The organism is Desmonostoc muscorum LEGE 12446 (assembly GCF_015207005.2).
GTDB lineage: Bacteria > Cyanobacteriota > Cyanobacteriia > Cyanobacteriales > Nostocaceae > Nostoc > Nostoc muscorum.
The window spans coordinates 2,679,822-2,706,228 of the sequence record NZ_JADEXS020000001.1; the positions used below are offsets into that span (position 1 = coordinate 2,679,822).

A 26,407-nucleotide genomic window follows, 5' to 3' on the forward strand; every position below is an offset into this window, starting at 1 on the left:
TCAGCATAAACCTTAAGGATCTCTCTCTGGGCAATCAATCAACTTTTTTATACCTTCACGTACTGCATCCTGCGCGATCGCATTTGAGTTACTCCCTGTTTTTACTTTATGGATAAATCCTTAACCAAGCCTAGATTCAGCCCCCAAGCTTTAGCTTGGGGCTATGAAATCTAGCTTATCTATCCCTTTTACCCTAAAATGCATACCGCTGCACGTAGCTTCTCGTAAAGGTACGGGAATGCTTTGCCAACACAGTAATAGTTACTGTCAATTCTGACTGCTTTTCAGAGGTTATTGTAATTTTTGCAACACATCTTTCAAATTACAATGCAGTTTTCTGCAATTTTTTATATATCATCCTACATCCAACGATAATATTGCATAAAAGGAAGTATCAAATGTGAATCAATAATATTGACGCCTAACTCTCCCGAAGACAGAGATAATACAATAGGATTCCTATTTGATTTTTGAAACACACCTAGAGTGGGCTTTGCCCACCATAAAACCCATCTTAATATTATTTAGTAGAGGAGGAGCAGCGATGTCAATTGAGGACAACAAAATAATTGCTCGACGTTGGATAGAACTTATTAGTGAGCATAGGATTGAAGATATCTGCGAGATAACTGCACCGACATGGAAGATGCACGGTGGCCTACCAGGGCTTCCCCAAGGTCCCGACGGGGTACGCAAACTCTTTAATTCATTTGGACCTATCGAACAGAAATGGATAATTGAAGATGTAATTGCTGAAGGTAATAAAGTTGTTGTGCGTGCAACTAATAACTGCGTCCAAGATAGTTTTCTTGGCATACCTAGTCATGGTCGGCAACAGACCTTCACGGCTACATTCATTCATTGCATTGCTGATGGTAAGATCATTGAAACTTGGCGAAACGCTGATGATTTGGGACGACTTCTTCAGCTTGGGGCACGGATTGAGCCAGGAATATGTGAACAATAGCGTGTTTATATCATGTCCGCTTACAGTTTTTATTTATCTATTTTGACCACAATCTTTTGTAGGGTAGCACAGCTGTGGCACTCTACAAAAGATTGTTTAATTAACCGAAAATTGGTGTCAATACTTGTCATAGTTAGCGTAGCTTGATAATCTCAAACCTTTGTGATGATTGAGTTAACAAATTTTAATATTAAAATTTGAATTTTTTGTTACGAAAACAAAAGTTTTTGTATAACAAGTCACTTTTTACTAGTAAACTATCGCACTAATATCACAATCTAATGATTGATATTGTCAGCTTTCCATAAGTTGGCTGATTCATAAAGAGGAAAATTCATCAAGAATTATGACAAGAGAATTTAACCGACGCAAGTTTTTAATCTACGGTTCTGTAAGTTTCACAAGCAGCATTTTTCTAAAAGCTTGCGCTAATCCTAATACCCCAGCAGCTACAGAAACCCCCTCTAATACTGCTTCTCCTGTGGCTGCTGCTAGTGGTGGCACTATCAAAGTAGGCATATTACACTCCCTGAGTGGTACGATGGCTATTAGTGAAAAAAGTGTTGTTGATGCTGAAAAATTAGCAATCAAAGAAATTAACGCTAACGGTGGTGTCTTAGGTAAACAAATTGAAGCAGTTACCGAAGATGGTGCTTCTAACTGGGATACTTTTAGAGAAAAAGCAACTAAGCTCATCGATCAAGATAAAGTCGCCGTAGTTTTTGGTTGTTGGACTTCTGCTAGCCGCAAGAACGTCAAGCCAGTATTTGAGAGCAAAAATCATATGCTCTGGTATCCCGTACAATACGAAGGTCAAGAGTGTTCTAAAAACATTTTTTATACAGGTGCTGCGCCAAACCAACAAATCGAACCTTCTGTTGATTGGCTGTTAAAAAATAAGGGCAAAGAATTCTTTTTAGTTGGTTCTGACTACGTTTTTCCCCGGACTGCTAACACAATTATTAAAGCCCAATTAGAAGCTTTAGGTGGTAAAACAGTTGGTGAAGATTATTTACCTCTGGGTAACACAGAAGTTACACCAATTATCACGAAAATTAAACAAAATTTACCCAACGGCGGCGTGATTTATAACACCTTAAATGGTGATAGCAACGTTGCTTTCTTCAAACAATTGAAAGGGGCTGGATTAACACCAGACAAATATCCCTCTATGTCTGTTAGTATTGCCGAAGAAGAAGTCAAAGCAATTGGTGTAGAGTATCTCAAAGGTCACTATGCTGCTTGGAATTATTTCCAAACAGTAGATACTCCTGCTAACAAAAAGTTTGTTGCCGCTTTCAAGAAAGAATACGGTGAAAATCGGGTCACAAATGACCCAATGGAAGCAGCATATATCGCAGTTTATTTATGGAAACAAGCAGTAGAAAAAGCTGGCACTACTGATTTAGAAAAAGTTCGTGCTGCGGCATTCGGTCAAACTCTGGATGCACCTGAAGGTAAAGTGACAATGGATGCCAATCACCACATCTCTAAAATTGTACGAATTGGCCAAGTTAGACAAGATGGTTTGTTTGATATTGTTTATGCTACTCCTGCGCCAGTTGAACCAGTTCCCTGGAATCAATTTGTGAAAGAAACTAAGGGATTTGCTTGTGATTGGACTGATCCAGCGAAGGGTGGTAAATATAAGAAAACCTAAATAATTCGTAATGGGCTACGCCCCGCTACGCTAACGTAATTCGTAATTCGTAATTAATTACAAATTACGAATTAGCCAATCTTAACTTTGTAGTGTGCGTTATGGCGAAGCGCAACGCACTATTTCACTTAGTGCGTTACTTATGCCGTAACATAGCCTAAATTTAATTACGAATTAGTATATGGAGAAGTAAACAAGTGTTAGCAGGCTTTTTAGAAGCTATCTTTAATGGCATTAGTATTGGCGCTGTTTTATTAATCGCAGCGTTGGGATTAGCCATTATATTTGGATTGATGGGCGTCATTAATATGGCACATGGCGAATTAATGATGTTTGGTGCTTATACAACATTTGTTGTGCAGAATAGCTGCAAACAATTGGGTGGTGTGTGGTTTGAGTCTTATATATTTTTGGCTTTGATTATTGCTTTTATTTTCACAGCCATTGTGGGATTAATTTTAGAAAAAGGTGTAATTCGTTATCTGTATGGACGCCCCCTCGAAACTCTCTTGGCAACTTGGGGAGTGAGTTTAATTTTTCAGCAGTTTGTTCGCAGTGTAAATTGGGTTTTAATAATTGGGTTAGCTATATTTTCTTTGTTGTTTTTTGGCGGGTTATGGATTTTAAATTCCCGCACGAATTTAGAAAGAGTTCGTAGTTGGGCTGTGGCGGTGTTGTTATTACTATCGCTGGGAATCACAATCATAACAGGCAATTTATTGAGCCAAACTTATCAGTTGGCGGTGACTCAGCCTTGGTTTGGCGCTCAAAATGTGGATGTCACCGCACCTACTTGGTTACAAGCGGGGATGTCTTTAGGTGGGGTGCAATTACCCTTTGCGAGGTTATTTATTATTGCTTTAACAATAATTTGTGTAGCAGGAATTTATCTATTTTTACAACGTTCTAGTTGGGGTTTAAGAATTCGCTCGGTGACGCAAAATCGGAGTATGAGCGCTTGTTTGGGTATCCCGACTCAAAAAGTTGATGCGGTTACTTTTGCACTGGGTTCGGGTTTAGCTGGTGTGGCTGGATGTGCAATTAGTTTACTCGGTTCTGTGGGGCCAAATACGGGACAAAACTATATTATCGATACTTTTATGGTTGTTGTGGTTGGAGGTGTGGGGAATTTAGCTGGTACTATTGTGGCAGCTTTGGGTATTGGGACGGCTAATTTTTTAATCGGTTCTGGGACTTTGGCTTTGTTGTTGAGTCCTGTTAAACCTTTGGCAGATTTCTTTACTTTTTTTGCGACGACGAGTATGGCGAAGGTGATGGTATTTGCGCTGATTATTGTGTTTTTACAGTGGAAGCCTGGGGGAATTTTTCCGCAGAAGGGACGTACTGTTGATGTTTAAACGAACCGCAGAGACGCAGAGGGCGCAGAGAATGAGGAAGAGGGGAGGATTGTTGATTGAGGTAGGGGTGGTGGTGGCGATCGCACTTTCCCTGATTATTATTATGCCAGTGGTGCTGTCGCAGTTTCGTTTGAATTTGTTGGGCAGGTTTTTGTCCCTGGCGATCGCCGCTTTGGGTATTGATTTGATTTGGGGGTATACTGGTTTATTGAGTTTGGGTCATGGTATTTTCTTCGGTTTGGGTGGATATGCGATCGCTATATACCTGAAGCTGCAAGTTCCAAGTGGTGAGTTACCTGATTTCATGGGGCTTTATGGAGTTACGGAACTTCCAGGTTTTTGGCAACCTTTTTATTCTTTTCCTTTGACAATGGCTGCTGTGGTACTAATTCCAGGGTTATTGGCAGGATTATTGGGATATTTAGTATTTAGAAATCGCCTCAAGGGTGTTTATTTTTCGATTTTGACTCAAGCGGGGACGATTGTATTTTTCAACTTTTTTAACGGTCAACAAAAGTTATTTAACGGTACAAATGGGCTGATAGATTTTACAACTTTGTTTGGGGCAACGGTCAGCGATACCAAAACGCAATTTGTGTTTTACACGTTGACGGTGGTGTTTCTCGCCGCTACCTACGGAATTTGTCGCTGGTTGACAAGTGGACGCTTTGGGAGATTGTTAATAGCGATTCGGGATGATGAAAGTCGGGTAAGATTTTCTGGATATGATCCTACAGATTTTAAGGTGTTGGTGTTTGGAGTTTCGGGAGCGATCGCAGGCATAGCAGGAGCATTTTACACCATTCAAAGTGGTTCTGTTTCACCCAGAGCGATGGATATTGCCTTTTCCATTGAAATGGTAATTTGGGTAGCTGTAGGAGGACGCGCTACTTTAATTGGCGCAGTTGTGGGAACTTTATTAGTCAATTATGCCCGGACTTTTTTAAGCGAACAATTTGCTGAAATCTGGCTATTTTTCCAAGGCGCACTATTTTTGATAGTCGTCACAGTGCTTCCTGACGGCATAGTAGGATGGTTGCGTAGTCAGAATATTTCCCTTTTCAAACGCCGTCAAGAAATTATTACATATCCTGCTTTAGAAGAAGACCCCGAAGTGGAACATGAACGCCAAAATATTGGAAACTGAAAATGTAACTGTGAGCTTTGATGGTTTTAAAGCTTTAAATCAACTAAATTTTAGCATGGATGTGGGTGAGTTACGAGTAGTAATTGGGCCAAATGGTGCGGGAAAGACAACATTTTTAGATGTAATTACCGGGAAAGTAAAACCAACTATTGGGCAAGTTCTATTCAAAGGTAAAAACCTGCGTTCTTTTTCTGAACATCAAATTGCGCGGTTGGGAATTGGGCGCAAATTCCAAACACCAAGAGTTTACCTGAATTTGACACCCCGTGAAAATTTAGAAATTACCAGCAACCGCAATAAAAATGTATTTTCTACTTTGTTTGGCAGTTCTGGTGCAACTGAAAAGAATAATATTAAAGGTTTGTTAGAAACCATCGGTTTAACTCCCAAAGCAGACATTCCCTCAGCTTTACTTTCTCATGGAGAAAAGCAACGTTTAGAAATTGGGATGTTAGTAGCACAGTCGCCTGATTTATTACTCGTTGATGAACCGGTTGCCGGTTTAACAGATGAGGAAACCTACAATATTGGCGAATTACTTTTAGCTTTAGCCCAGAGTCATTCAATATTAGTCATTGAACACGATATGGAATTCGTGCGTCAAATTGCCAGGAAAGTCACAGTACTGCATGAAGGTTCGGTGCTATGCGAAGGGAATTTTGAGGAAGTGCAAAATGACTCCCGCGTGATTGAAGTATATTTAGGAAAACAGGAAGAATGAACTGGGGACTGGGGATTAGGCAATACGGTTCGGTTAAGGCACCAGACGCGATAAATCGCGTCTTTGTGATTTAGAATTTTCATCAAAAAGCCCTAACCGAACCGTATTGGGGGATTAGGGACTGGGGACTGGGAGGATTATGGACGAATGGCACTAAGTTAAGGGTTGAGACTGACGCGGAGAGTGGGAGACGCTCTTACGCGGAGATATTTTTGAATGAGTTTTCCCCGTGTCCCCGCGTCGGCTTATCTTAGTGCCATTCGATTATGGACAAAGCGATCGCACTTTCTATTTACCTGGCAATTCTAGTCGATTTGCACTATTAAACACCTGTTCTACTGTTAGCGCCCAATCAGCAATTACCACTGATTCCATGCAAGTTGCACCTGTAATCGCTACAGACTTGAGAGTAATCGTTACAGACTTGAGAGTAACCGTTACAGACTTGGGAGTAGTCGCTACAGTATTCTTATTTAACGCCGATTTGCTACTATCAAAGCAATGAATTTGAAGGCGCTCATGACACTAGCGATTATGGCTGAACCTGCTCCTCTGAGATCTAATAAAGATGGTGTAGTTCTCGTGGGAAGCACTCGTGTAACATTGGATACTGTGGCTGCTATTTTTAAGCAAGGCGCGACAGCAGAGGAAATTGTTTATCGCTATCCATCGCTGAATCTGGCCGATGTTTACGCCACAATCGCCTTCTACCTCAATCACCAGGCAGAAGTAGAAGCTTACTTGCAACAGCGACAGCAACAATCACAAGAGATTCGGGCAATGAATCAAGCGAGATTTGATCCACAAGGCTTGCGCGATCGGCTGCTTGCGCGCAAAACAGCGCCAGAAGCATGTTAAAATTACCAGCTGATCAAAACTTTGATAATACGGTTGTTAGAGGAATATTCCGCCGTAACTCAGAAATCGACATCGTTCGTGTGCAAGATGTTCGATTGTCAGGCAAGGACGATCCAACTATCCAGGAATGGGCAGCCCAAGAAGAGCGCATCCTGCTTACCCATGATGTTTCTACAATCACTCGCTATGCATATGATCGAGTTAGGCAAGGGCAGAAAATGCCGGGAGTTATCGAAGTCAGCCCAGATGCACCAGTTGGGCGGGTCATTGAAGATATTCTTGTGCTTGTAGAGTGTAGTCAAGAGGGAGAGCTAGAAGGTCAAGTTCAGTATCTCCCGTGGTGAATCTGATTATATAGACATAAAGCCCGCTCCCAAAGTGACAAGTATGACTCAAACCCTACCCAAGTTAGTAACCTTTGAACAATTTATCGAGTGGTACCCCTCAAACGGGGCGCGATATGAACTACATAAAGGAGTCATTGTAGAAATGCCACCCCCAACTGGTGAACACGAAAATGTTGTTGGATTTTTGGCGGCACAAATAACCTTCCAGTTCTTGCAAATGGGACTTCCGTTTCGCATCCCCAAAACTGCCTTTGTCAAAATTCAGAGCAATAACTCAACCTATTCTCCTGACATTTTGCTATTAAATCATGACAATCTCGTGAATGAACCTCTGTGGAGCAAGCAATCTACTGTTATTCAAGCTGCATCTATCCCACTAGCTGTTGAAGTTGTTAGTAGCAACTGGCGAGACGACTACTATGACAAGTTCAGGGATTACGAAGAGATGGAGATTCCTGAGTATTGGATTGTAGATTATGCTGCGATCGGTGGCAAAAGATTTACTGGTAATCCTAAACAAAAAACCATTACAATTTGCGAATTAGTTGATGGAGATTATCAAATGACTGTGTTTAGGGAAAATAATTTTATTACATCGCCTTTATTCCCCCAACTCAACTTGACAGCACAGCAAATTTTTGATTCTGCTTTGTAAGTTTCGGTTTAAATACAAACTGAATTTTATTATGCTAAAAATCTCTAACCTCAACGTTTACTACGGCGAAAGCCACATTCTCCGCAACGTAGATTTAACCGTACCATCCGGGCAAATGGTCTGCCTAATCGGACGCAATGGCGTAGGAAAAACCACCCTACTCAAAACCATCATGGGATTACTCAAACCCCGCAGCGGTACAATTAATTTAGCTGAACAATTAATCAACTCCAAATCTCCAGACCAAAGAGCCAAGTTAGGAATTGGTTATGTTCCCCAAGGACGAGAAATTATCCCCCGTTTAACAGTCAAAGAAAATCTGCTGCTGGGGTTAGAAGCCAGACGCAAACCAGTCAAAAAAGCAGAAATTCCCGAAGAAATTTTTAGCTTATTTCCGGTGTTAAAAACCATGCTTTCACGGATGGGTGGTGATTTGAGTGGGGGACAGCAGCAACAACTGGCGATCGCTCGTGCTTTAATGGGAGAACCTCAGCTACTTGTCTTAGACGAACCCACTGAAGGTATTCAACCCTCCATCATCCTAGAAATTGAAGCCGCAGTCCGTGGCATCGTCAAAACCACAGGCATTTCTGTATTATTAGTAGAGCAACATTTACACTTTGTCCGTCAAGCTGATTACTATTACGCCATGCAAAAAGGCGGTATAGTCGCCTCCGGTTCCACCGACGAACTCAGTCAAGATGTGATTCAACGTTTTTTAGCGGTTTAGCAAGAATTCAGAAGTCAGAATGGGCTTCTCTACGAGACGCTACGCGTAGCTTGCTTCCACGAAGTGGTACGCCCCGCTGCGCTAACAGAATTCAGAATTAGAGAGTATTACGCCTTACCAGAAACTCTAAAGATTGCTGAATTTTCAAGTTTAAATTCTTCTTTAATTTCTGATTTTTTTAGCTCAATTGTATCGGAAGCAATCAAATCTGCTGCTTCTTCTAAAAGTTCATGTTGTTCTTTTTGAATAGCTTCTAAACGATTAGAAATTTCTGCCAATCTTAGTTGCTTATTTGTTGGCAAATTTTCAGCTAATAAAACTGGCAGATTATCAGTTTTTTTGGTATTGTTAATTCGTTGTGCAGCAAAACTACCAACTTGAGTTAAAGAAAAAAAGCTAACTTGAACTAAAGCCTGAAGTAACTTTACTGGAAATTGGAGTATTGACCAACTAGCTGTTTCGATAACGCGAACAATTGCTTTGATAATACTCCAAAGTAGAGCAAGGGCAAAAATCAGAATTACAACACTAATAATCGGATGATTAGCTGCCCAACTGACTATTTGAATTAACCGCAAAATTACAGTATGTTGTATCAGCCAATCATGAAAAGAAGAACTAATTGCTGTTTCAACTGCTCCCGATGTGGTCTTTTTCAACTGTTCAGCCGTTTGCCAAGTTTGTTCTAAACTTGTCGTCACCGTATCAATTGCTGTATTGGTCGTTGTCGTCGCTTTTGCTTTTAAAGACTCGCCAACTTGTTGCATTGAATCAGTTAGAGAGCTAACATTTTCGCCGACAAAATTTTTGGCATTTTGCAAGCGTTGTAAAACTTCCTGAGGCAAATAGATGTCTAATTGGGCTATCATAACAAATTTCACCGCCGTTGAAATCGAACTCGCAACCCATCTTTCGGGTGATTTGTGGGCAACTGCACAGAATCTAAATTTTGGTTAGGCAAGATTTCCCAATGATAGTTCCTCAGAAGATGGGAAGCCACTATTTTCATTTCCATTTTGGCAAAAGCTATACCAATACAAACACGGGGGCCACCACCGAAACCAACTAAACTAAAAGGATATTTTTTGTGTTCTTGGCGTTGAGGACTGAAACGCTCAGGATCAAAACGTTCTGGCTGAGAATAAATTTCTTCAATTTGGTGAGTAGTTCTAATTGAATAATATAGCTGCCAACCAGCAGGTACATGAAAACCTTTAAATTCAAAGTCTTTAATTACACCTCTAAATCCACCGCCCACAGATTGATACAATCTTTCAACTTCCCACAAAACCTGCTCTAAATAAGGCATTTTTCCTAATTGTTCTAAATCTAAATCACCTTTATTTGCAAGTTGTAATTGTTCTTCCCTAGCTTTTTCCAAAACTTCAGGATGACGCGCTAATTCTACACATAACCAAGTCAGCATCGAAGTCGTTGTTTCATGTCCAGCAAAAAGTAATAGCAGTGCTTGGGCTACGAGTTCCTTTTCACTTAAACTGTTACCATCTTCATCTCTAGCTTGGATTAACAAACTCAGAGCATCCTTGGTTGGATTTTGTTGGCGTTCTCGGACAATTTGAGTTATCTGCTCTAAAACTTGATTACGAGCCGCTAAAGCTTTCCCAAATGTTGTAAATGGTAAAGGCAAGGTATTAATTGCAAACAGTCCATTGGTCAAATTTGCAAACAACTTGCTCAGGCGCACACCTTCGGCGCCGGGAGGCGTACCCAATAATAATTGACTAGCAATATCAAAAGTAAGTTGTTTAAACTCTTGAAACCAGGTAAACTCCTGCTGCTTCTCCCACTTTTGTAAATAACTACGTGTAATATCTTCCATAGTGGCGACATAGTTCGCCAATGCAGGGCCATGCAACGCCGGCATCATCAAGCGGCGATTTCTGCGATGTTCTTCTCCATCTTGCAAAAACAGCGATTCACCCAGCAATATTTTGAAATTAGCAGGCCATCCCTCGCGCCAAGAAAAATTCTCCATATGGCTTGACAAAACGAACTCTAACGCCTCTGGCCCCACCATCACCACAGTTGGTCTACCAAGAATATGAGTTTTGAAGATAGACCCATACTGGCGATAGCGCTTTTTGCCAAAATCGGGGTCAAGAACAAAGGAAAGTGTTTCACCTAATACAGGTAGACCAAAGCTTCCAGGAGGAATTTGATTACTTTTCATATGTTAACTTAACTACCTTGTTACAAAAATTACTAAGATATCATCTTAAGGCAAGCAAATTCACCAATCACAGTCAACCCCTTTTTAAACATCCTCTTAGGAGGATTGAGAAATGCTATAGATATATTTCTCTTTTGATTTTTGAAATTATTTGCCTAGCCGGGGAGTAGGCAATCAGCCTTTTCGAGGTGTATCGAATTTTGTCAAAAATCAAATCGTAGTCCTATATTTATTTGATCGTAGTAAATTATATCGAAATACGTGCCTAATGAACGCTATAGGTTAGCACTCTTTTATTCCTATGAAAAAATAAAAACATTTTTAGGTTAAGTTCAGGAGTGTAGCCTGCTTACCGGAGGGTAACCCAACACCAAAATCCTTGCTTTTGTTGGGTTTACCAAAGCCTCAAGCCAGCCTACACCTAAATTCAGCAAACCCTTAAAAAGATGGCTGATGATTTTTATTTGATGATAGTAATTAATGCCGTGGGAATAAAAAGAACTATATTATAAAAAACAAATACACCTGACTATGCTTGCTATTTAGTCGGACAATGGACAACCATAGCCGGAGCTGAACAAAAACGTGTAGGTAATCTTTTCTAGCCCTTTCAAGGTGGTGAAATTTGGAACGAAGATTGGTTATTTCAATCTTCAAAAAGCCCAAAATGTGAGCGGATGATTCAAAATCCTAGCACTGAAACAACGTCTGTTCGTTGGTCACCTTGAAAGGGCTAGTCCTATATAGGTTGGGTTTCGTTTCTCAACCCAACATTTTCATATCAGTCCTCAATTTCATGCCAATTTCATTTTGAGATGAAAGACTAGGTATGAGGTGCAGAAAAATCCCCCAAAACAAAGCTAGCTTTGTTTATCAAAGATTCCGATCGCAGTTTTTTGCACCCATACTTCAGATTTTCTCATCACAATGCCCAACTCTCTGCGTTTCCACCCAATTGTAACCATGCGTTATGTTTCTGGTACACTTGTCGGTTTACTGTTATTGGCAAATCCCGTACTAGTTTTAGCCCACGCCGGACACGGAAATGAATTTCATCAAGAAGGTGAAGCCACCCCAGCAACTGCTTCTATTCAAGTTGACAGTCAAACTGCCCAAAGGTTAGGAATTAAAGTTGAGCCAGTTAAAAGTCAGCGTTTAGCTGTGGGTATAAAAACCACGGGACAGATTGAAACTTTACCTAGCAAGCAAGTAGAAGTAACCACACCGATTGCAGGCGCGAAGGTGATTGAGTTATTGGTGGAACCTGGTGCATTAGTTAAACAAGGTCAACCCGTGGCTGTGGTATCTAGTCCTGATTTGGTAGAACTGCGGGTTAACTCCCAAGAAAAACTAGCTCAAGGTCAGGCTGATTTACAACAAGCTTTAGCTGATTTAAGATTAGCGCAACAAAACCGCGATCGCTATCAACAAATTACCACAGCAGAAATCGCCCAAGCCGAAAGTCAAGTGGCATTTTTTCAAGAGAAGTATGACAAGGATCGAGAATTAGTTACTCAAGGTGCTTTACCACGGCGTAATGGCCTCGAATCGCAAACCCAACTAGCAGAAGCTAAAGCCAACCTTGCTAAAGCCAATAGTCGCCGAGAGGTGATTGAGGCTGAAAATCAACTTAAACGCGCTCAGGCATCTGTTGATGTCGCCAAATCTCGAATCAATCTCAGTAACAGCACGTATGAAACTCGGCTGCAACAACTAGGAATCCGGGGCAATGCCAAAGGACTGGTGACAGTAACATCTCCCATTTCTGGGAAGGTGGCAGATCGGGAAGTGACTCTTGGTCAAAGCTTTCAAGATGCAGGTGGTAAGCTGATGACGATTGTTAATGACAATCAGGTTTTTGCCACAGCGAATATATATGAAAAAGATTTAGACAAAGTTAAAACAGGACAACGGGTTAACGTCAAAGTTGCTTCTGTCCCCAATCGTATTTTTACGGGACGAATTGCGGTAATTAATTCTGTAGTAGCAGGTGATACGCGGGTTGTACCTGTGAAAGCCGAAATAAATAACCCTGGTGGTGTACTAAAACCAGGAATGTTTGCAGAGTTGGAAGTTTTGACAAATCAAACATCATCAGATGTACTGATTATTCCCAGTGCGGCTGTAGTTGAAGTTAATAATAAAAAAGTTGTCTACATCCAAAATGGCAATAGTTATCAACCAGTTGAAATTATATTAGGTCAAACCTCTGGAGACATGGTTGAGGTAAAAACTGGTTTATTCAATGGAGATATGATTGTCACCCAACGCGCACCGCAACTTTACGCCCAATCTCTGCGGGGTGACACCAAGAAAAAAGCAGACGAACATACCGAAACTGCTGTACAAACAACAGAGACTAAAATACCCTGGTGGATTGCAGCCGGGGGAGGAACAGTACTAGTTACTATCGCTTTTATGGCAGGTAATTTCTGGGCTAGTCGTCATGGCAAATATCAATATCAATTAGCCACAGAAAGCTACCTTACAGAAGAACCTCTAAACGATGCTGCATCAGAATTCAATGATAACCATCGTGGGGCGAGTCAAGATTCAGAAATTAAGATTGAGAAATAACAATGCTGAGTGCCATTATTAAATGGGCGATCGCTCGCCGTTGGTTAGTCATTCTGGGGACAATTATCCTCACCATTTGGATATTTCGGACAATCATCCAAATGCCTTTAGATGTTTTTCCTAGTTTTGCACCACCCCAAGTTGAAATTCAAACGGAAGCACCAGGACTCGCCCCCGAAGAATTAGAATCTTTAGTAACTTTACCAATTGAAAGTGCAATTAACGGTACTCCGGGAGTAACAGCAGTCCGCTCATCTTCAGCAGCAGGAATTTCTGTTGTTAAAGTCATTTTTAACTGGAATACTGATATTTATCAAGCTCGCCAACTAGTAACAGAGCGATTACAACAGAGTTTTAGTAAGCTGCCATCAGGGGTGGAAACTCCGCAAGTTTCGCCTACAAGTTCCCCGATTGGGACTGTATTACAATATGCTTTTACTTCCCAAAATACTCCTTTAATGGAAGTGCGGCGCATTGTTGATTGGCAAGTAACAAATCGCCTTTTAGCTGTGCCTGGTGTTAGTCAAGTAATAGCTTATGGTGGCGATATTCGTCAATATCAAGTATTAGTCGATCCAGATAAACTAAAAGCTTTTAATGTCACCTTAGAAGACGTAGAGCAAGCTGCCTCTGCTGCCAATGTTAACGCTCCTGGCGGCTATTTAATTACTCCTGACCGAGAAAAATTAATTCGGGGGATTGGGCGGATTGAATCTATCGAAGAATTACAGCAATCAGTGATTATTGCTCGTAATGGTACGCCTGTCAAAATTTCAGATGTTGCTGATGTGCAAATTGGTGCGGCGATTAAACGGGGTGATGGGAGTTTTAATACTCAAAAAGCAATTATTCTGATGATTAATAAACAACCCCAAGCCGATACTCCTACTGTTACCCGTGCCATAGAAGAGGCGATGGCAGAGGTACAAGCGGGATTACCTGAAGATATTAAAATCACCCCCACTTTTCGTCAAGAGAACTATATTGATTCTTCTATTAAAAATGTTCGAGAAGCTTTAGTTGAAGGCAGTATTATTGTTGCTTTAATTCTAATTCCCTTCTTAATGAATTGGCGCAATTTAGCTATTTGTTTAACAGCCTTACCTTTATCTTTATTACTAGGAGTACTATTACTAAATTGGTTGGGACAAGGTTTAAATACCATGACTTTGGGAGGGTTAGCCGTAGCCATTGGTTCAGCCGTTGATGATGCGATTGTCGATGCCGAAAATGTCTACCGGAACCTGCGAGAAAATAAATATTCTGCTAACCCCCGCCCGGTTATAGATGTTGTATTTGACGGTTGTCAAGAGGTACGGGATTCGGTATTTGGAGCGACTATCATTACTATAGTTGTCTTCTCCCCAGTTTTTGCTTTGGGTGGTGTAGAAGGCAGCATTTTTATCCCAATGGGATTAGGCTATATGGCAGCAGTTATCGCTTCTAGTATCACAGCATTAACGGTAACTCCGGCTTTATGTGCAATTTTACTACCTTATGGTAACTTGCCAGAAAGAGAACCTTGGGTGGCGAGATTTTTTAAAAGGCTTTACTATCCTTTATTAACATTTTCTCTGAAGCATTCAGGAATTGTTTTAGCTAGTGCGATCGCTAGTTTGGTAGCTGCAACTATAATTGCCCCATCCTTTGGCAGAATATTCTTACCAGAGTTTCAAGAGCAAACTTTAGTAAATACCCTAACTCTTTATCCGGGGGTTTCATTGGAAGCGACTAATGCAGCCGGTGAAGCACTTCAGCAAGCCCTCAAAGGAGACTCTAGATTTCCTTATGTGCAATTGCGTTCTGGACGTGCGCCAGGAGACTCCGATGCCGCTGGGGTAAATTTGGGACACTTGGATATCGAGTTAAGTGACGCAGCGATGAAAGATCGCCAGGGGACGATTGAAAAGTTAAGGGAAGAATTTGCAAAGTTACCGGGAGTAGCACCGAATATCGGCGGTTTTATCTCGCACCGCATGGATGAAGTGTTGTCTGGAGTGAGAAGTGCGATCGCAGTCAAAATCTTCGGACCTGACTTAGAACAACTCCACAGCATTGGACAGGAAATTAATGATGTCATGAAAACCGTTAATGGGATTGTAGATTTACAACTAGAACCCCAAATACCCATTGAACAAATCCAAATAAAATTTAACCGACCTGCTGCTTCGCGGTATGGTTTGACAGTAGGCAAACTTTCGGAAATTATTGAAACTGCTCTGAATGGACGAGTGGTATCTCAAATTTTAGAAAAACAACAAACTTTCGATTTAGTTGTGTGGTTAAAGTCAGATGCAAGGCAAAATTTAGATACAATTCGCAATTTATTAATTGATACTCCTAACAGTCAAAAAATTCCTTTAACACAGGTTGCCACAATTGAAAATGCAACTGGGCCGAATACTATAAATAGAGAAAATGTATCCCGCTTGATTGTTGTTTCTGCTAACGCTAATGGTAGAGATTTACGCTCTATCGTCAATGAGATTAAAGACAAAGTTAATCAACAAGTACATCCTGCCACTGGTTACTATATCCAATATGCAGGGCAATTTGAAGCAGAAGAAAGAGCAACTCAGAACATCTTAATTTCGAGTGCGATCGCCTTTGTTGCAATTACAGTCATCATGTACCTTTCTGTCAAATCTATCCCGTCTACTGCCATGATTATGATTAACTTACCTTTGGCTTTAGTGGGAGGAGTATTTTCAGTAGCTTTGAGTGGTGGTGTTATTTCTATTGCCTCCTTAGTTGGGTTTATTACTCTATTTGGAATTGCTACCCGCAATGGTTTGTTACTTGTGGATAATTACAACACTAAATTTGGGGAAGGTCTACCACTTAAAGAAGTTTTAATTAAAGGCTCAATGGAACGTTTAAATGCTATTTTGATGACAGCTTTTACCTCAGCTTTAGGATTAGCACCTTTAGTAATTGAAAGTGGAGCAGGAAAGGAAATATTACAACCACTTTCAATAGTAGTGTTAGGTGGGTTGTTTACTTCTACGGCATTAACCTTAGTAGTTCTCCCTGCACTGTATGTCAAGTTTGGCAGGTTTTTGCTCCCTAAGCCTGCGACGGGTATTTTATTGTTCAGTGAAAATTCTCGAACTACCAAAATATCATGACTGGAATAATTTCATGTGCTAAAAGTTTGTTCAAATTATCAATGAATTTAAATCAGGAGTAAATTAATGAAAAATCTCAAATCTGGCTTGATTATTATCGGGAGTTTAGGACTAATTTTCTTGGGTGCTTGTAGTAATAGTAATCAAACAGCTAATACAGAAAATAGCCCAGTTGCTTCTACCTCAAGTGCCAAGACTCCATCAGTTATAGCTTCACCTGTGGCAAAAAAAACAGATAGTCCGCATGGTGAATCTAAAGGTGGTCAAGTTGTAGAGACAGGAACTTATCACTTGGAGTTCTTAGCAGAGAAAGAAACCAATGCAACCCACATGGATTTATATTTGCTAACAGGTGATAATCACGAATCAGTAACTAATGCAAAAGTAATCGCTCAAGTCCAGCTACCAGATGGAAAACAGAAGTCAATTCCTTTAACCTATGACGTTAGTGGTAAACACTACACGGCGGCGCTATTTGAAAATATAACTGGTCAGTATCAGGTGAAAATTACTGCCGATGTTAAAGGTGAAAAGGTAAATGGGCGTTTTAATTTTAATCGGTAACTTTTTATAATTAGAAAATATCGATGGAAATTGTTATAGATATTACAGGCGAATTCTATGAGAGTGCTACTAGTTGAAGATGAACCAGATTTAGGTGGTGCAATTAAGCGAACTCTCATTCAGCAAAAGTATTTGATTGATTGGGTACTGGATGGTAATGAGGCGTGGGAATATCTAGAAAATAGCTGGACACAATATACACTAGCTATTTTTGATTGGATGCTACCAGGAATATCAGGATTGGAGTTGTGCAAACGACTACGTTCCCAAAAAAATTCTCTACCTGTTTTAATGTTGACAGCTAAAGATAGCATGGAAGATAAAGTTGCTGGGCTAGATGCAGGGGCTGATGATTACTTAGTCAAGCCATTTGGCATGGCGGAATTACTAGCTAGGTTGCGGGCATTGCAGAGGCGATCGCCCCAATTTCAGCCCCAGAAATTAACTGTTGGCAACCTGACTTTAGATTACGGTAATAATTTAGTTGTCAGCCAAAATGCTTTGGGAAATAAACACGAGATTACTCTAACTAATAAAGAATTCCAGTTACTAGAATATTTTATGAAGCACCCAAACCAAATTGTGACTACAGGACAAATTCGTAATCAGCTTTGGGAAGTAAGTGCAGAACCAGTTAGTAATGTGGTAGCTGCTCAAATGCGGTTGCTACGTCGCAAACTAGCTAATAGTGGCTGCGAAAATATAATTGAAACTTTGCATGGGATGGGATATCGTCTCAATCTCACCATTGATACTTCCCGTTCTCAAGAGCATAATTTATAGCTGTAATTTAGGGAACTGCTATTACAGGCAGAACTTACTAACAGTTCAAGTAGACCAATTTATTAATTTTACATTCTCAAGCTAACACTAATACCAAAATACTTTCCACTTGACTATTTCCAAACTGACTGATGGTGTCAAAGTTGTCTCGTAGAGTTGTAACAATTTTGGATGTTGGATTATTGCCAATACGGATATAGATAAATTTTGGTGGATGACCATAAAGAAGACTGCGTTGATGGAAATCAGAGTCTTTGGAGACAATCACAAAATCATTAGCTTTAGCATATTCCCAAATAACTAAATCATCAGTATTGGTAAGTGCTAATGCTTTAACATGACAGGAATTGGGGTACAAATCCAAAATTTGGGGAATAATCCGATCGGAAAGGTTTTCGTCCAAAAGCAGTTTCACAGGGATGCTACAAATAATTTTTTCTCACGATCAGCAGCAAAGGCAAGACAGGCTTTTATATCTTCGGATGTGAGTTCTGAAAAATCCTCTAGAATTTCTTCTTCGGTCATACCACTTGCAAGATATTCTAAAATGTCATACACGGTAATCCTCATTCCCCGAATACAGGGTTTGCCACTACGTTTGCCAGGTTCGATTGTTACAATGTTGTCGTAGTTCATGGTATCAGTGAAATTTTATATTTAGGGCTTGCTGAAAACAAGGTGTTGCCAACAACAAGACATTGACCCGAGTTAATCAAATCTATATTGTAGGCATTACTCTCACTAAATTATAGTTATTATAATTTAGTTAATTCTAATAATCACTATCAAACTACTAGAAGAACCAGAAATATTAGGCTGCTTAGTTTTGGCTGGGAGTGCTACCTCGGTGCTTTACGCCAACCATTTGCGAGCGCTTCTGATTCGGTGCAAAACCATCTTTCTCCACGCGCTGGATCAATTACTGTTGATTCATAATCCTCGGCTCCTGGAACATGGTAAACCTTAGCTCCGCTATCAATAGAGATGTTACCTTTAATCTGACATCCTGGTTTAGTTACTAATTTAATTAGAGAAGGAGAGCGACTACGATTAAATTCTTGTGAAAGAATCACAATCATAAACATAACCCCAATGCCAATAAATTTTGGCAGTAACCTGTGTTTATTGACATTTTGTTTCTTTGGCAAAGTTTGAGCTAAAACCCCTTCAATTGAGGCATTAGAAGCACTAAGTTTTCCATTTGCTTGAGTTGTTAGCTGGTAAAGAATCGTATCTCCCACTTTCGGACGGCGAGATGCTCTCTTCAATGCACTGATATGAAGAAAAATTTCTTTACTTCCCTGAGCAGGTTTTATAAAGCCAAAACCCCTATCATCCTTCCATGTTGTTAATTGACCTTTTTGGAAAATAGGTTTCATGCACAACCCTCTTTCTATCTGCCTATTTTGTAGTGTTCCCATACAAAGGCCAGATGAATCAAAATAAACTGTTTCAGCAAACCCGCTTGCGTTTAGCGCTGTGGTATGCGCTCGTCATGGCTCTGATTTTAAGCCTGTGCGGATTCGGTATCTACAGAGCAATTTCTCATGCTCATTGGATGACATTAGACCGTGAACTGGAATCTGTCGCAGGAACATTACACGATACAATTGAACTTAAATTACAGCAACCTGGTAAATTAGAACCAGTTATACAGAAGCTTTTACCTAATATTTGTGTAGTTGGCACTAGCTGCATTCAAGAGCAATTAAGTTCTAATCGCCATATTTTAAGTGCAATTAATCAAGGTAATTATTATGTCCGTTTTTTCGATAATTCCGGACGCTTAATTGCGATCGCAGGAACTTATCCAGAAGGATTACCTATAGTCTTGAATAAAGAACTTTGGCAAACCCTTAAAGACAGCAAAGGCAACTTTTATCATCAAATTTCTTTTGTGCTGCATACCCAAGAAAATCGTGATTGGGGTTACATTCAAGTAGGGCGAAGTCTAGCAGAATTTAATAGTTATCTCACTGCGGTAAAACTCACTTTAGGATTGGGATTGCCAATCATCATGCTTCTGGTTGGCGTTGCTAGTTGGTGGTTAGCAGGATTAGCAATGCAGCCGATTTATCGCTCGTATAAACAAGTCCAACAATTTACAGCAGATGCCGCACACGAATTGCGAACACCTCTAGCAGCAACACAAGCAACAGTAGAATCCGCACTAATGATGTCTCAATTAGATGAAACAGAAGCGCGGGACATTCTACAAACCCTACACCGTCAGAATCTACGACTCACAACTCTGGTTACAGATTTATTGCTGCTGACTCGCTTGGATCGTCAATCTGTGCCAACGCAACAAGAAATTTGTTGCTTGGATGATATTATTAATGACTTAATAGAGGAATTTGCAGCGTTAGCGATCGCAGCAGGTGTAACGCTAACATCTTTTGTACGGGTGTCAACTCCTTTGGATGTCATTGGTAATGCAGATCAGCTTTATCGCTTGTTTTCTAACTTAATTATTAATGCAATTCAATACACACCACAAACAGGAAAGGTAACTGTTTATTTAGACCGTAGTGAGCATTATGCTGTGATTCAGGTTCAAGATACAGGCATTGGTATTCCCCAACAGGATCTGACTCGGATTTTTGACCGCTTCTATCGAGTGAATAGCGATCGCTCTCGTAGCACTGGCGGTTCTGGATTAGGATTAGCGATCGCCCAAGCAATTGTTTTGGCACACCAAGGCACTATAGATGTGCAAAGTCAATGCGGCAAAGGTAGCACTTTTATTATTAAGTTACCTTTCGATATCCGCCCACTCCATAGTGTACGCTCTATTTACCCATTTAATAGTTTCCGAAGAAAATTATTGGGCAGGATGATAAGTACTTCTAAAGACAGTTCCCAGTAATTGGGGATTGGGGAAGAATTTAATCCCTAGTCCCCACTCCTAGTTTAAAACAAATTCAAATCCGTCACCGCACCAACACTACTAGAAGATACCAACTTGGCATATTTCGCCAATACGCCTTTAGTGTAACGTGGTGCTGGAGGTTGCCAATTTGCACGACGCCGGGCTAATTCTTCATCAGAGATATTCAACTGCAATGAGCGAGCGGGTGCATCAATGGTAATGCTATCACCTTCTTCGACAAGAGCGATCGCTCCTCCAACTGCTGCTTCTGGTGCAACGTGACCAACCACCATCCCGTAAGTACCGCCAGAAAAGCGCCCGTCGGTAATTAATCCTACGGCATCGCCCAAGCCAGCACCGATAATTGCTGAGGTAGGAGCCAACATTTCCCGCATTCCAGGCCCGCCCTTAGGTCCTTCGTAGCGGACGACTAGAATATCACCAGCTTGAATCTTACCCGCCAAAATCGCATCTAAAGAAGCTTCTTCCGATTCAAATACCCGTGCAGGCCCGGTAATTACTGGGTTTTTTACCCCGGTAATTTTAGCTACAGCCCCTTCCGTTGCCAGATTTCCTCTGAGAATCGCCAAATGTCCTTGGGCATACATCGGGTTATTCCAAGGACGAATCACATCTTGGTTGGCGGATGGTTCTTCTGGAATGTCTGCTAATATCTCTGCAATAGTTTGACCTGTGATAGTTACGCAATCTCCATGTAATAAATCATGCACAAGTAGCATTTTCATCACTTGGGGAATCCCACCAGCTTTGTGCAAGTCTGTAGCTACATACTTCCCACTTGGTTTTAAATCGCACAAAACGGGGACACGACCGCGGATAGTTTCAAAGTCGTCTATAGTTAACTCTACCTCTGCGGCATGAGCGATCGCCAAAAAATGCAACACTGCATTTGTGGAACCACCCACCGCCATAATTACAGAAATGGCATTCTCGATAGATTTGCGGGTGATGATTTGCCGCGGTAAGATTTGTTTGCGAATGGCTTCCACTAAAACAAACGCCGATTTTTCTGTACTGTCGGCTTTTTCGGCATCTTCGGCTGCCATTGTGGAAGAATAGGGCAAACTCATGCCCAGCGCCTCGAAAGCAGAAGACATGGTGTTAGCCGTGAACATCCCCCCACAGGAGCCAGCACCAGGACAAGCTAGACTTTCAACTTGTAATAATTCCTTTTCGTCAATTTTTCCAGCACTGTATTGACCAACAGCTTCAAAAGAACTGACAACAGTTAAATCGCGTCCGTTGTAGTGACCGGGTTTAATGGTGCCACCATAAACAAAAATAGCCGGAATATTCATCCGGGCGATCGCCAGCATTGCTCCTGGCATATTTTTATCACAACCACCAATGGCCAGCACACCATCCATACTTTGCCCGGTACAGGCGGTTTCAATGGAGTCAGCAATCACTTCCCGCGACACCAGGGAATATTTCATCCCTTCAGTTCCCATTGAAATTCCATCACTAATGGTAATGGTACCGAACACTTGCGGCATCGCGCCAGCCGCTTTAATCCCAACTTCTGCTCTTTGTGCCAGTTGATTTATCCCCATATTGCAGGGAGTGATTGTACTATAGCCATTGGCAATACCTACAATGGCTTTGTTGAAATCTTCATCTTTAAAACCAACTGCACGCAGCATAGCTCGATTTGGCGATCGCTGCACTCCTTGGGTGACAATTTGGCTTCTCAAATTCTCCGACATCTTTTTTCCTTCCGTGCCATCATCGCAACTACTGCGATTGTATTACCTAATTTTCTCATGCTTGGGCGGCGCGATCGAACAACATAAAACAGAGAGGCAAGTTAAACTTACCTCTCTCCACGAAGGAGCAATGCGATTTTGTGATGCCCACTCCACAATATTGGATAATTTATTTCTTGGAGTTACGTTAAATTACAGGATAATATCGCTTGCGGGATTTGCTGCTGCTACGAATAGCACTGGCGATCCTTGGAGCTGAATCTCAAACTCGGCGGCAAAATCGAAATTGGTGTTACCTTGGATAATGCCTCCTGAATAACGAACCTGACCCACTCCAGAAAATGCAGCAGCCCCAATGTAAGTGAAGGCTTGGTTACCTGCTAGGAAGGGGTTAGCATCAATGCCAGATAGATCGAGTTGATCGCCTAGTAAGTTACCGTTGCCAACGAAGTCAGTGATCACATCTCGCAACACACCAGGTTGACTGTCTGAAACAAAGTCGAAATCGAACACATCGTTACCTGAACCGCCCGTGAGAAGGTCAGTTCCACTCCCGCCTCTGATAGTATCGTTACCGCCATTGCCATTGAGGACGTTATTGCCGAGGGAGCCAATAATTGTCTCACCGCCCTGACTACCTTCAACGTTCTCGAAGTTGAGGATGGTTTCAGTATTACCACTATTAACCGAGGTGACAGCTGTCGCCAAATTAATGGTGACTGCTCCTGAAGCAAAGGTAGTACCTGAATAATCAATTGTATCAACACCAATTCCACCATTATGGACATCGAAATTCACACCGTCGCTATCAACGATGCGATCGTTGCCACTACCTCCGTTGGTTGAGTCAGCCCCAGCACCACCATTAATGGTATCGTTGCCGCCATTGCCGTTGAGGACGTTATTGCCAGAGGAACCAATAATCGTTTCACCGCCCTGACTACCTTCAACGTTCTCGAAGTTACTGATAGTTTCAGTATTACCACCATTAACCGAGGTCACACCTGTCGCCAAGTTGATGGTGACTGTTGAACCGAAGGAGACACCTGAATAATCAATTGTGTCGATACCAACTCCACCATTATGAACATCGAAGTTCACAGCGTCAGTATCAACGATGCGATCGTCGCCACTACCGCCGTTGGTTGAGTCAACCCCAGTGCCACCATTGATGGTATCGTTTCCGCCATTGCCATTGAGGACGTTATTACCAGAGGAGCCAATAATTGTCTCACCGCCCTGACTACCTTCAACGTTCTCGAAGTTGAGGATGGTTTCAGTATTCCCACTACTAACCGAGGTCACACCTGTAGCCAAGTTAATGGTCACTCCTGGAGCAAAGGCGACACCTGAATAATCAATTGTGTCAACACCAATTCCACCATTATGAACATCAAAGTTCACACCGTCGCTATCAACGATGCGATCGTTGCCACTACCGCCGTTGGTTGAGTCAACCCCAGTGCCACCATTGATGGTATCGTTGCCGCCATTACCATTGAGGGCGTTATTACCAAAGGAGCCAATAATTGTCTCACCACCCTGACTACCTTCAACGTTCTCGAAATTATTGATAGTCTCAGTATTTCCACCACTAGAAGTAACGCCTGTAGCCAAGTTAATGGTCACTCCTGGAGCAAAGACGACACCTGAATAATCAATTGTGTCAACACCATCTCCACCATTATGAACATCAAAGTTCACACCGTCGCTATCAATGATGCGATCGTTGTCATTACCTCCATTGGTTGAGTCAACCCCAGCGCCCCCATTGATGGTATCGTTGCCACTACCGCCAACAAGACTATCGTTGCCGATACCACCATCGATGATATCGTTGCCCAAACCACCATTAATTGTATCGTTACCGCCATTGCCGTTGAGAACGTTATTGCCAGAGGAGCCAATAATCGTTTCACCGCCCTGACTACCTTCAACGTTCTCGAAGTTGAGGATGGTTTCAGTATTGCCACTACTAACAGAAGTGACACCTGTTGCCAAGTTGATAGTGACTAATCCTGAACCGAAGGTCACGCCTGAATAATCAATTGTGTCAACCCCATCTCCACCATTATGATTATCGAAGTTCACGGCGTCGCTATCAATGATGCGATCGTTACCACTACCACCGTCGGTTAAGTCAGTCCCACTGCCGCCATTGAGGGTGTCACTTCCCGTCCCACCAAAAAGACTATCGTTACCAGCCCCACCATCTAAGTTGTCGTTACCAGAGACACTATTGGCATTATCACCAAAAGCCCAACCAAATATCGAATCATTTCCCGCTGTTCCAGGTAAAGAATCACCATTTATAGTGCCGAAAATAACTGCCATATTATTTCTCCTAAATTTATAAGGTAAAAAAATCATCCCATCACTTCCTCACAAGCAAAGGAGGAAGAAAAATGAACAGACAGCTCAATCAGACGTGATTGAAGCAGTTTGTTACCGCCAAGTCTGAAGATTTGAGAAGCACTGCATATATCAATGATGTTGGCATCAAAAACTGTGCCACCAGTTAATGTCTTCGCTGGTTGTAAGACCAGGCTGCTAAGGAAGAAGCAGCTTTTCTCGTGTCCATCTGTATGCGTTTTTGAGATGCTTTTACTTTATGTCGGAGTAACAGGTGATGGTAGTACCCCCAAGGGTACTATTTACATTCGTGAGAGAAAAATTCGGTCGAGGAAAAATTTTTTCAGTTTATTGGACTGTAGAGAATTCACCAAATCCTTTTGGAATCTGCTTTTCAATCGATTCTAGTCTGCTGAGCGATCGCCAGTCAATCAAATAATCTTCAGGAGTGCTGTTTCGGTGATTGTTAACTCTAAACCTGATTATTTCCCTTGTTTGTTGCTAATTAACAGTGTTCAGTAAATTACCAACCTCAACCTTGAACTAAACTTAGTTGGTATTTAATTGGCTACTCGCCTCTATTTAGTAAACATGGGCTACAAAGCTCATAAGTCCATAGTTTTAACCTTTATTCAGATATCACAGGATTTTTATTAATGCAACTGACCTGAGTAAATTACAAACTCATACTTCAATTGTCATGGTTTATCTACCAAATAATTTGGTAGATACCTACTTTACTGGTACAATTTCATCATTCTATCCCTTTTACTCTCTATTTAGGTAAACCTACTGGAAAATCATCAATTTCCATCGTCAGAAACGCTTTGGGCGATTCTGGCTCGGTTGTTTGTTTCCAGGTATCAATGATGCGAGTGATGGGATTTCATCTCAAACTATAACTTTCATGAACAGAAGAAGACTTGTTGCTTGGATGGCTACGGCAGTTGCCAGCATGATGCTGGTAATAGGCTTACAGTTTGTCAATTTATCGCCAGCAAACTCTACAACCACACTTAACGTGTTTGCTGCTGTCAGCTTAACAAACGCGCTCAATGACATTAAGACTCAATACCAAAGTGCTAACCCAAGCGTCAACATTGTTTATACATTTGGTGCTTCTGGTACCTTATTGAGCCAAATACAAGCAGGAGCAACAGCAGATATTTTCATTTCTGCTGCTACCGACCAAATGGATGTCTTGCAGAATGCAACCCCAAGTAAATTGGTTGCAGGTAGCCGTAAAAACATTGTCAAAAACCGTCTAGTTTTGATCGCTCCTACAACACCTCCTGTTAGTGCTGGTAGTGCTGCTCTCACTAGCTTCAATGGTTTGACTAACGCCAACATTACCGGCATCGCTATAGGTGACTACACAGGTACTCCTCCACTTGTACCAGCAGGAAATTATGCCAAACAAGTTCTTACTAGCCGAGGTATTTTCACTACTGTTAGTCCTAAAACCTACCTTGCTAGCAATGTGCGTAATGTCTTAACTGCTGTTGAAAATAAAACTCTTGTAGTTGGAGGCGTAAATAAAACTATTGATGCAGGTGCCGTTTACAAAACCGATGCTGCCATTTCTAGCAAGGTAAGAGTCGTAGAAACTGCCTTAACAACAGAGAGCGATCCGATTGTCTATCCACTGGGTATACTCGCCAACACTACAGTTTTATCGACGGCACAGAGTTTTTCTACCTACTTAAGTGGTACTACTGCCCAGAATATCTTCAAAAATACTTACGGGTTTATCTTGCCTTAATCACCAGA

At 41.4% G+C, this 26,407-nt stretch carries 23 protein-coding genes; 16 read left to right on the top strand and 7 right to left on the bottom strand.

What is annotated here, in order from left to right; translation table 11 throughout:
* Window positions 1-544: 544 nt before the first annotated feature.
* From IQ276_RS11520 to urtE, 10 genes are all read left to right on the top strand, one after another.
* Window positions 545-967, top strand: a complete 423-nt coding sequence (locus IQ276_RS11520) for an ester cyclase (RefSeq protein ID WP_193914698.1) — start codon at window positions 545-547, stop codon at window positions 965-967.
* 346 nt (window positions 968-1,313) lie between these two features.
* Complete coding sequence (gene urtA, locus IQ276_RS11525) at window positions 1,314-2,627, top strand: urea ABC transporter substrate-binding protein (RefSeq protein ID WP_193924216.1); 1,314 nt, start codon at window positions 1,314-1,316, stop codon at window positions 2,625-2,627.
* Window positions 2,628-2,824: 197 nt separating this feature from the next.
* The gene (locus IQ276_RS11530; RefSeq protein ID WP_193924218.1) at window positions 2,825-3,985 is read left to right on the top strand and encodes an ABC transporter permease subunit; all 1,161 of its coding nucleotides are present in this window, start codon (window positions 2,825-2,827) and stop codon (window positions 3,983-3,985) included.
* A gap of 31 nt (window positions 3,986-4,016) precedes the next feature.
* A complete protein-coding gene (gene urtC, locus IQ276_RS11535; RefSeq protein ID WP_235116318.1) occupies window positions 4,017-5,132 on the top strand; it encodes an urea ABC transporter permease subunit UrtC in 1,116 nt (371 codons plus the stop codon).
* Window positions 5,107-5,853, top strand: coding sequence for an urea ABC transporter ATP-binding protein UrtD (gene urtD, locus IQ276_RS11540; RefSeq protein ID WP_193917990.1), 747 nt, complete (start codon window positions 5,107-5,109; stop codon window positions 5,851-5,853). The genes urtC and urtD overlap by 26 nt, the downstream gene beginning before the upstream one ends.
* Before the next feature lie 229 nt (window positions 5,854-6,082).
* A complete protein-coding gene (locus IQ276_RS11545; protein ID WP_193917993.1) occupies window positions 6,083-6,358 on the top strand; it encodes a hypothetical protein in 276 nt (91 codons plus the stop codon).
* A 14-nt stretch (window positions 6,359-6,372) separates the two neighbouring features.
* Window positions 6,373-6,711, top strand: a complete 339-nt coding sequence (locus tag IQ276_RS11550) for a DUF433 domain-containing protein (protein ID WP_193917995.1) — start codon at window positions 6,373-6,375, stop codon at window positions 6,709-6,711.
* Window positions 6,705-7,055 (top strand): DUF5615 family PIN-like protein, encoded by a 351-nt coding sequence (locus tag IQ276_RS11555; protein WP_193917997.1) that lies wholly within the window; start codon window positions 6,705-6,707, stop codon window positions 7,053-7,055. The genes IQ276_RS11550 and IQ276_RS11555 overlap by 7 nt, the downstream gene beginning before the upstream one ends.
* Before the next feature lie 43 nt (window positions 7,056-7,098).
* On the top strand, window positions 7,099-7,713 hold the full coding sequence (locus IQ276_RS11560) for a Uma2 family endonuclease (protein ID WP_193917999.1): 615 nt from the start codon (window positions 7,099-7,101) through the stop codon (window positions 7,711-7,713).
* 31 nt (window positions 7,714-7,744) lie between these two features.
* Window positions 7,745-8,443: an urea ABC transporter ATP-binding subunit UrtE gene (urtE, locus tag IQ276_RS11565; RefSeq protein ID WP_190880226.1), complete on the top strand. Its 699-nt coding sequence runs from the start codon at window positions 7,745-7,747 to the stop codon at window positions 8,441-8,443.
* 107 nt (window positions 8,444-8,550) lie between these two features.
* On the opposite strand, the gene IQ276_RS11570 is transcribed toward urtE, so the two are convergent.
* Both IQ276_RS11570 and IQ276_RS11575 read right to left on the bottom strand, forming a co-directional pair.
* Window positions 8,551-9,312: a hypothetical protein gene (locus tag IQ276_RS11570; RefSeq protein ID WP_193918001.1), complete on the bottom strand. Its 762-nt coding sequence runs from the start codon at window positions 9,310-9,312 to the stop codon at window positions 8,551-8,553.
* Between the two features lie 8 nt (window positions 9,313-9,320).
* On the bottom strand, window positions 9,321-10,634 hold the full coding sequence (locus IQ276_RS11575) for a cytochrome P450 (protein ID WP_193918002.1): 1,314 nt from the start codon (window positions 10,632-10,634) through the stop codon (window positions 9,321-9,323).
* A gap of 927 nt (window positions 10,635-11,561) precedes the next feature.
* On the opposite strand from IQ276_RS11575, the gene IQ276_RS11580 reads away from it, so the two are divergent.
* The 4 genes from IQ276_RS11580 (at window position 11,562) to rppA (ending at window position 17,686) form a co-directional block, all read left to right on the top strand.
* Window positions 11,562-13,211: an efflux RND transporter periplasmic adaptor subunit gene (locus IQ276_RS11580; protein ID WP_193918004.1), complete on the top strand. Its 1,650-nt coding sequence runs from the start codon at window positions 11,562-11,564 to the stop codon at window positions 13,209-13,211.
* 2 nt (window positions 13,212-13,213) lie between these two features.
* Window positions 13,214-16,339, top strand: coding sequence for an efflux RND transporter permease subunit (locus IQ276_RS11585; protein WP_193918006.1), 3,126 nt, complete (start codon window positions 13,214-13,216; stop codon window positions 16,337-16,339).
* Window positions 16,340-16,405: 66 nt separating this feature from the next.
* Window positions 16,406-16,903 carry a hypothetical protein gene (locus tag IQ276_RS11590; protein ID WP_235115593.1) on the top strand — a complete coding sequence of 166 codons (498 nt, stop codon included), beginning with the start codon at window positions 16,406-16,408 and terminating at the stop codon, window positions 16,901-16,903.
* Between the two features lie 57 nt (window positions 16,904-16,960).
* Entirely contained in the window at window positions 16,961-17,686 is a 726-nt protein-coding gene (gene rppA / locus IQ276_RS11595) for a two-component system response regulator RppA (RefSeq protein WP_193917731.1), read from the top strand.
* Window positions 17,687-17,762: 76 nt separating this feature from the next.
* Here rppA and IQ276_RS11600 read toward each other — a convergent pair whose 3' ends face one another.
* The 3 genes from IQ276_RS11600 to IQ276_RS11610 form a co-directional block, all read right to left on the bottom strand.
* A complete protein-coding gene (locus IQ276_RS11600) occupies window positions 17,763-18,101 on the bottom strand; it encodes a DUF5615 family PIN-like protein (RefSeq protein ID WP_193917733.1) in 339 nt (112 codons plus the stop codon).
* The gene (locus IQ276_RS11605; protein ID WP_190913566.1) at window positions 18,098-18,322 is read right to left on the bottom strand and encodes a DUF433 domain-containing protein; all 225 of its coding nucleotides are present in this window, start codon (window positions 18,320-18,322) and stop codon (window positions 18,098-18,100) included. The genes IQ276_RS11600 and IQ276_RS11605 overlap by 4 nt, the downstream gene beginning before the upstream one ends.
* A gap of 203 nt (window positions 18,323-18,525) precedes the next feature.
* Window positions 18,526-19,065, bottom strand: coding sequence for a cold shock domain-containing protein (locus IQ276_RS11610; protein ID WP_193917735.1), 540 nt, complete (start codon window positions 19,063-19,065; stop codon window positions 18,526-18,528).
* A gap of 53 nt (window positions 19,066-19,118) precedes the next feature.
* Here IQ276_RS11610 and rppB point away from each other — a divergent pair, with 53 nt between their 5' ends.
* A complete protein-coding gene (gene rppB, locus IQ276_RS11615) occupies window positions 19,119-20,555 on the top strand; it encodes a two-component system sensor histidine kinase RppB (RefSeq protein WP_193917737.1) in 1,437 nt (478 codons plus the stop codon).
* Between the two features lie 44 nt (window positions 20,556-20,599).
* Here rppB and ilvD read toward each other — a convergent pair whose 3' ends face one another.
* Together ilvD and IQ276_RS11625 are read right to left on the bottom strand one after the other, a co-directional pair.
* Window positions 20,600-22,285: a dihydroxy-acid dehydratase gene (ilvD, locus tag IQ276_RS11620; RefSeq protein ID WP_193917739.1), complete on the bottom strand. Its 1,686-nt coding sequence runs from the start codon at window positions 22,283-22,285 to the stop codon at window positions 20,600-20,602.
* 192 nt (window positions 22,286-22,477) lie between these two features.
* Complete coding sequence (locus IQ276_RS11625; RefSeq protein ID WP_193917741.1) at window positions 22,478-24,619, bottom strand: beta strand repeat-containing protein; 2,142 nt, start codon at window positions 24,617-24,619, stop codon at window positions 22,478-22,480.
* A 925-nt stretch (window positions 24,620-25,544) separates the two neighbouring features.
* Between IQ276_RS11625 and modA the strand changes: the two genes are divergently transcribed.
* Window positions 25,545-26,399 (top strand): molybdate ABC transporter substrate-binding protein, encoded by an 855-nt coding sequence (gene modA / locus IQ276_RS11630; protein ID WP_193917743.1) that lies wholly within the window; start codon window positions 25,545-25,547, stop codon window positions 26,397-26,399.
* Window positions 26,400-26,407: the final 8 nt, after the last annotated feature.

Excerpts from the sequence above, each read along its gene's own strand:
- IQ276_RS11575 (WP_193918002.1), bottom strand. The coding sequence starts at position 10,634 with ATGAAAAGTAATCAAATTCCTCCTGGAAGCTTTGGTCTACCTGTATTA.
- urtA (WP_193924216.1), top strand. The coding sequence starts at position 1,314 with ATGACAAGAGAATTTAACCGACGCAAGTTTTTAATCTACGGTTCTGTA.
- IQ276_RS11550 (WP_193917995.1), top strand. The coding sequence starts at position 6,373 with ATGACACTAGCGATTATGGCTGAACCTGCTCCTCTGAGATCTAATAAA.
- IQ276_RS11585 (WP_193918006.1), top strand. The coding sequence starts at position 13,214 with ATGCTGAGTGCCATTATTAAATGGGCGATCGCTCGCCGTTGGTTAGTC.
- urtC (WP_235116318.1), top strand. The coding sequence starts at position 4,017 with ATGAGGAAGAGGGGAGGATTGTTGATTGAGGTAGGGGTGGTGGTGGCG.
- modA (WP_193917743.1), top strand. The coding sequence starts at position 25,545 with ATGAACAGAAGAAGACTTGTTGCTTGGATGGCTACGGCAGTTGCCAGC.
- IQ276_RS11570 (WP_193918001.1), bottom strand. The coding sequence starts at position 9,312 with ATGATAGCCCAATTAGACATCTATTTGCCTCAGGAAGTTTTACAACGC.
- rppA (WP_193917731.1), top strand. The coding sequence starts at position 16,961 with ATGAGAGTGCTACTAGTTGAAGATGAACCAGATTTAGGTGGTGCAATT.
- rppB (WP_193917737.1), top strand. The coding sequence starts at position 19,119 with ATGAATCAAAATAAACTGTTTCAGCAAACCCGCTTGCGTTTAGCGCTG.
- IQ276_RS11560 (WP_193917999.1), top strand. The coding sequence starts at position 7,099 with ATGACTCAAACCCTACCCAAGTTAGTAACCTTTGAACAATTTATCGAG.
- IQ276_RS11625 (WP_193917741.1), bottom strand. The coding sequence starts at position 24,619 with ATGGCAGTTATTTTCGGCACTATAAATGGTGATTCTTTACCTGGAACA.
- ilvD (WP_193917739.1), bottom strand. The coding sequence starts at position 22,285 with ATGTCGGAGAATTTGAGAAGCCAAATTGTCACCCAAGGAGTGCAGCGA.
- urtE (WP_190880226.1), top strand. The coding sequence starts at position 7,745 with ATGCTAAAAATCTCTAACCTCAACGTTTACTACGGCGAAAGCCACATT.
- IQ276_RS11520 (WP_193914698.1), top strand. The coding sequence starts at position 545 with ATGTCAATTGAGGACAACAAAATAATTGCTCGACGTTGGATAGAACTT.
- IQ276_RS11610 (WP_193917735.1), bottom strand. The coding sequence starts at position 19,065 with ATGAAACCTATTTTCCAAAAAGGTCAATTAACAACATGGAAGGATGAT.
- IQ276_RS11590 (WP_235115593.1), top strand. The coding sequence starts at position 16,406 with ATGAAAAATCTCAAATCTGGCTTGATTATTATCGGGAGTTTAGGACTA.
- urtD (WP_193917990.1), top strand. The coding sequence starts at position 5,107 with ATGAACGCCAAAATATTGGAAACTGAAAATGTAACTGTGAGCTTTGAT.
- IQ276_RS11555 (WP_193917997.1), top strand. The coding sequence starts at position 6,705 with ATGTTAAAATTACCAGCTGATCAAAACTTTGATAATACGGTTGTTAGA.
- IQ276_RS11605 (WP_190913566.1), bottom strand. The coding sequence starts at position 18,322 with ATGAACTACGACAACATTGTAACAATCGAACCTGGCAAACGTAGTGGC.
- IQ276_RS11580 (WP_193918004.1), top strand. The coding sequence starts at position 11,562 with ATGCCCAACTCTCTGCGTTTCCACCCAATTGTAACCATGCGTTATGTT.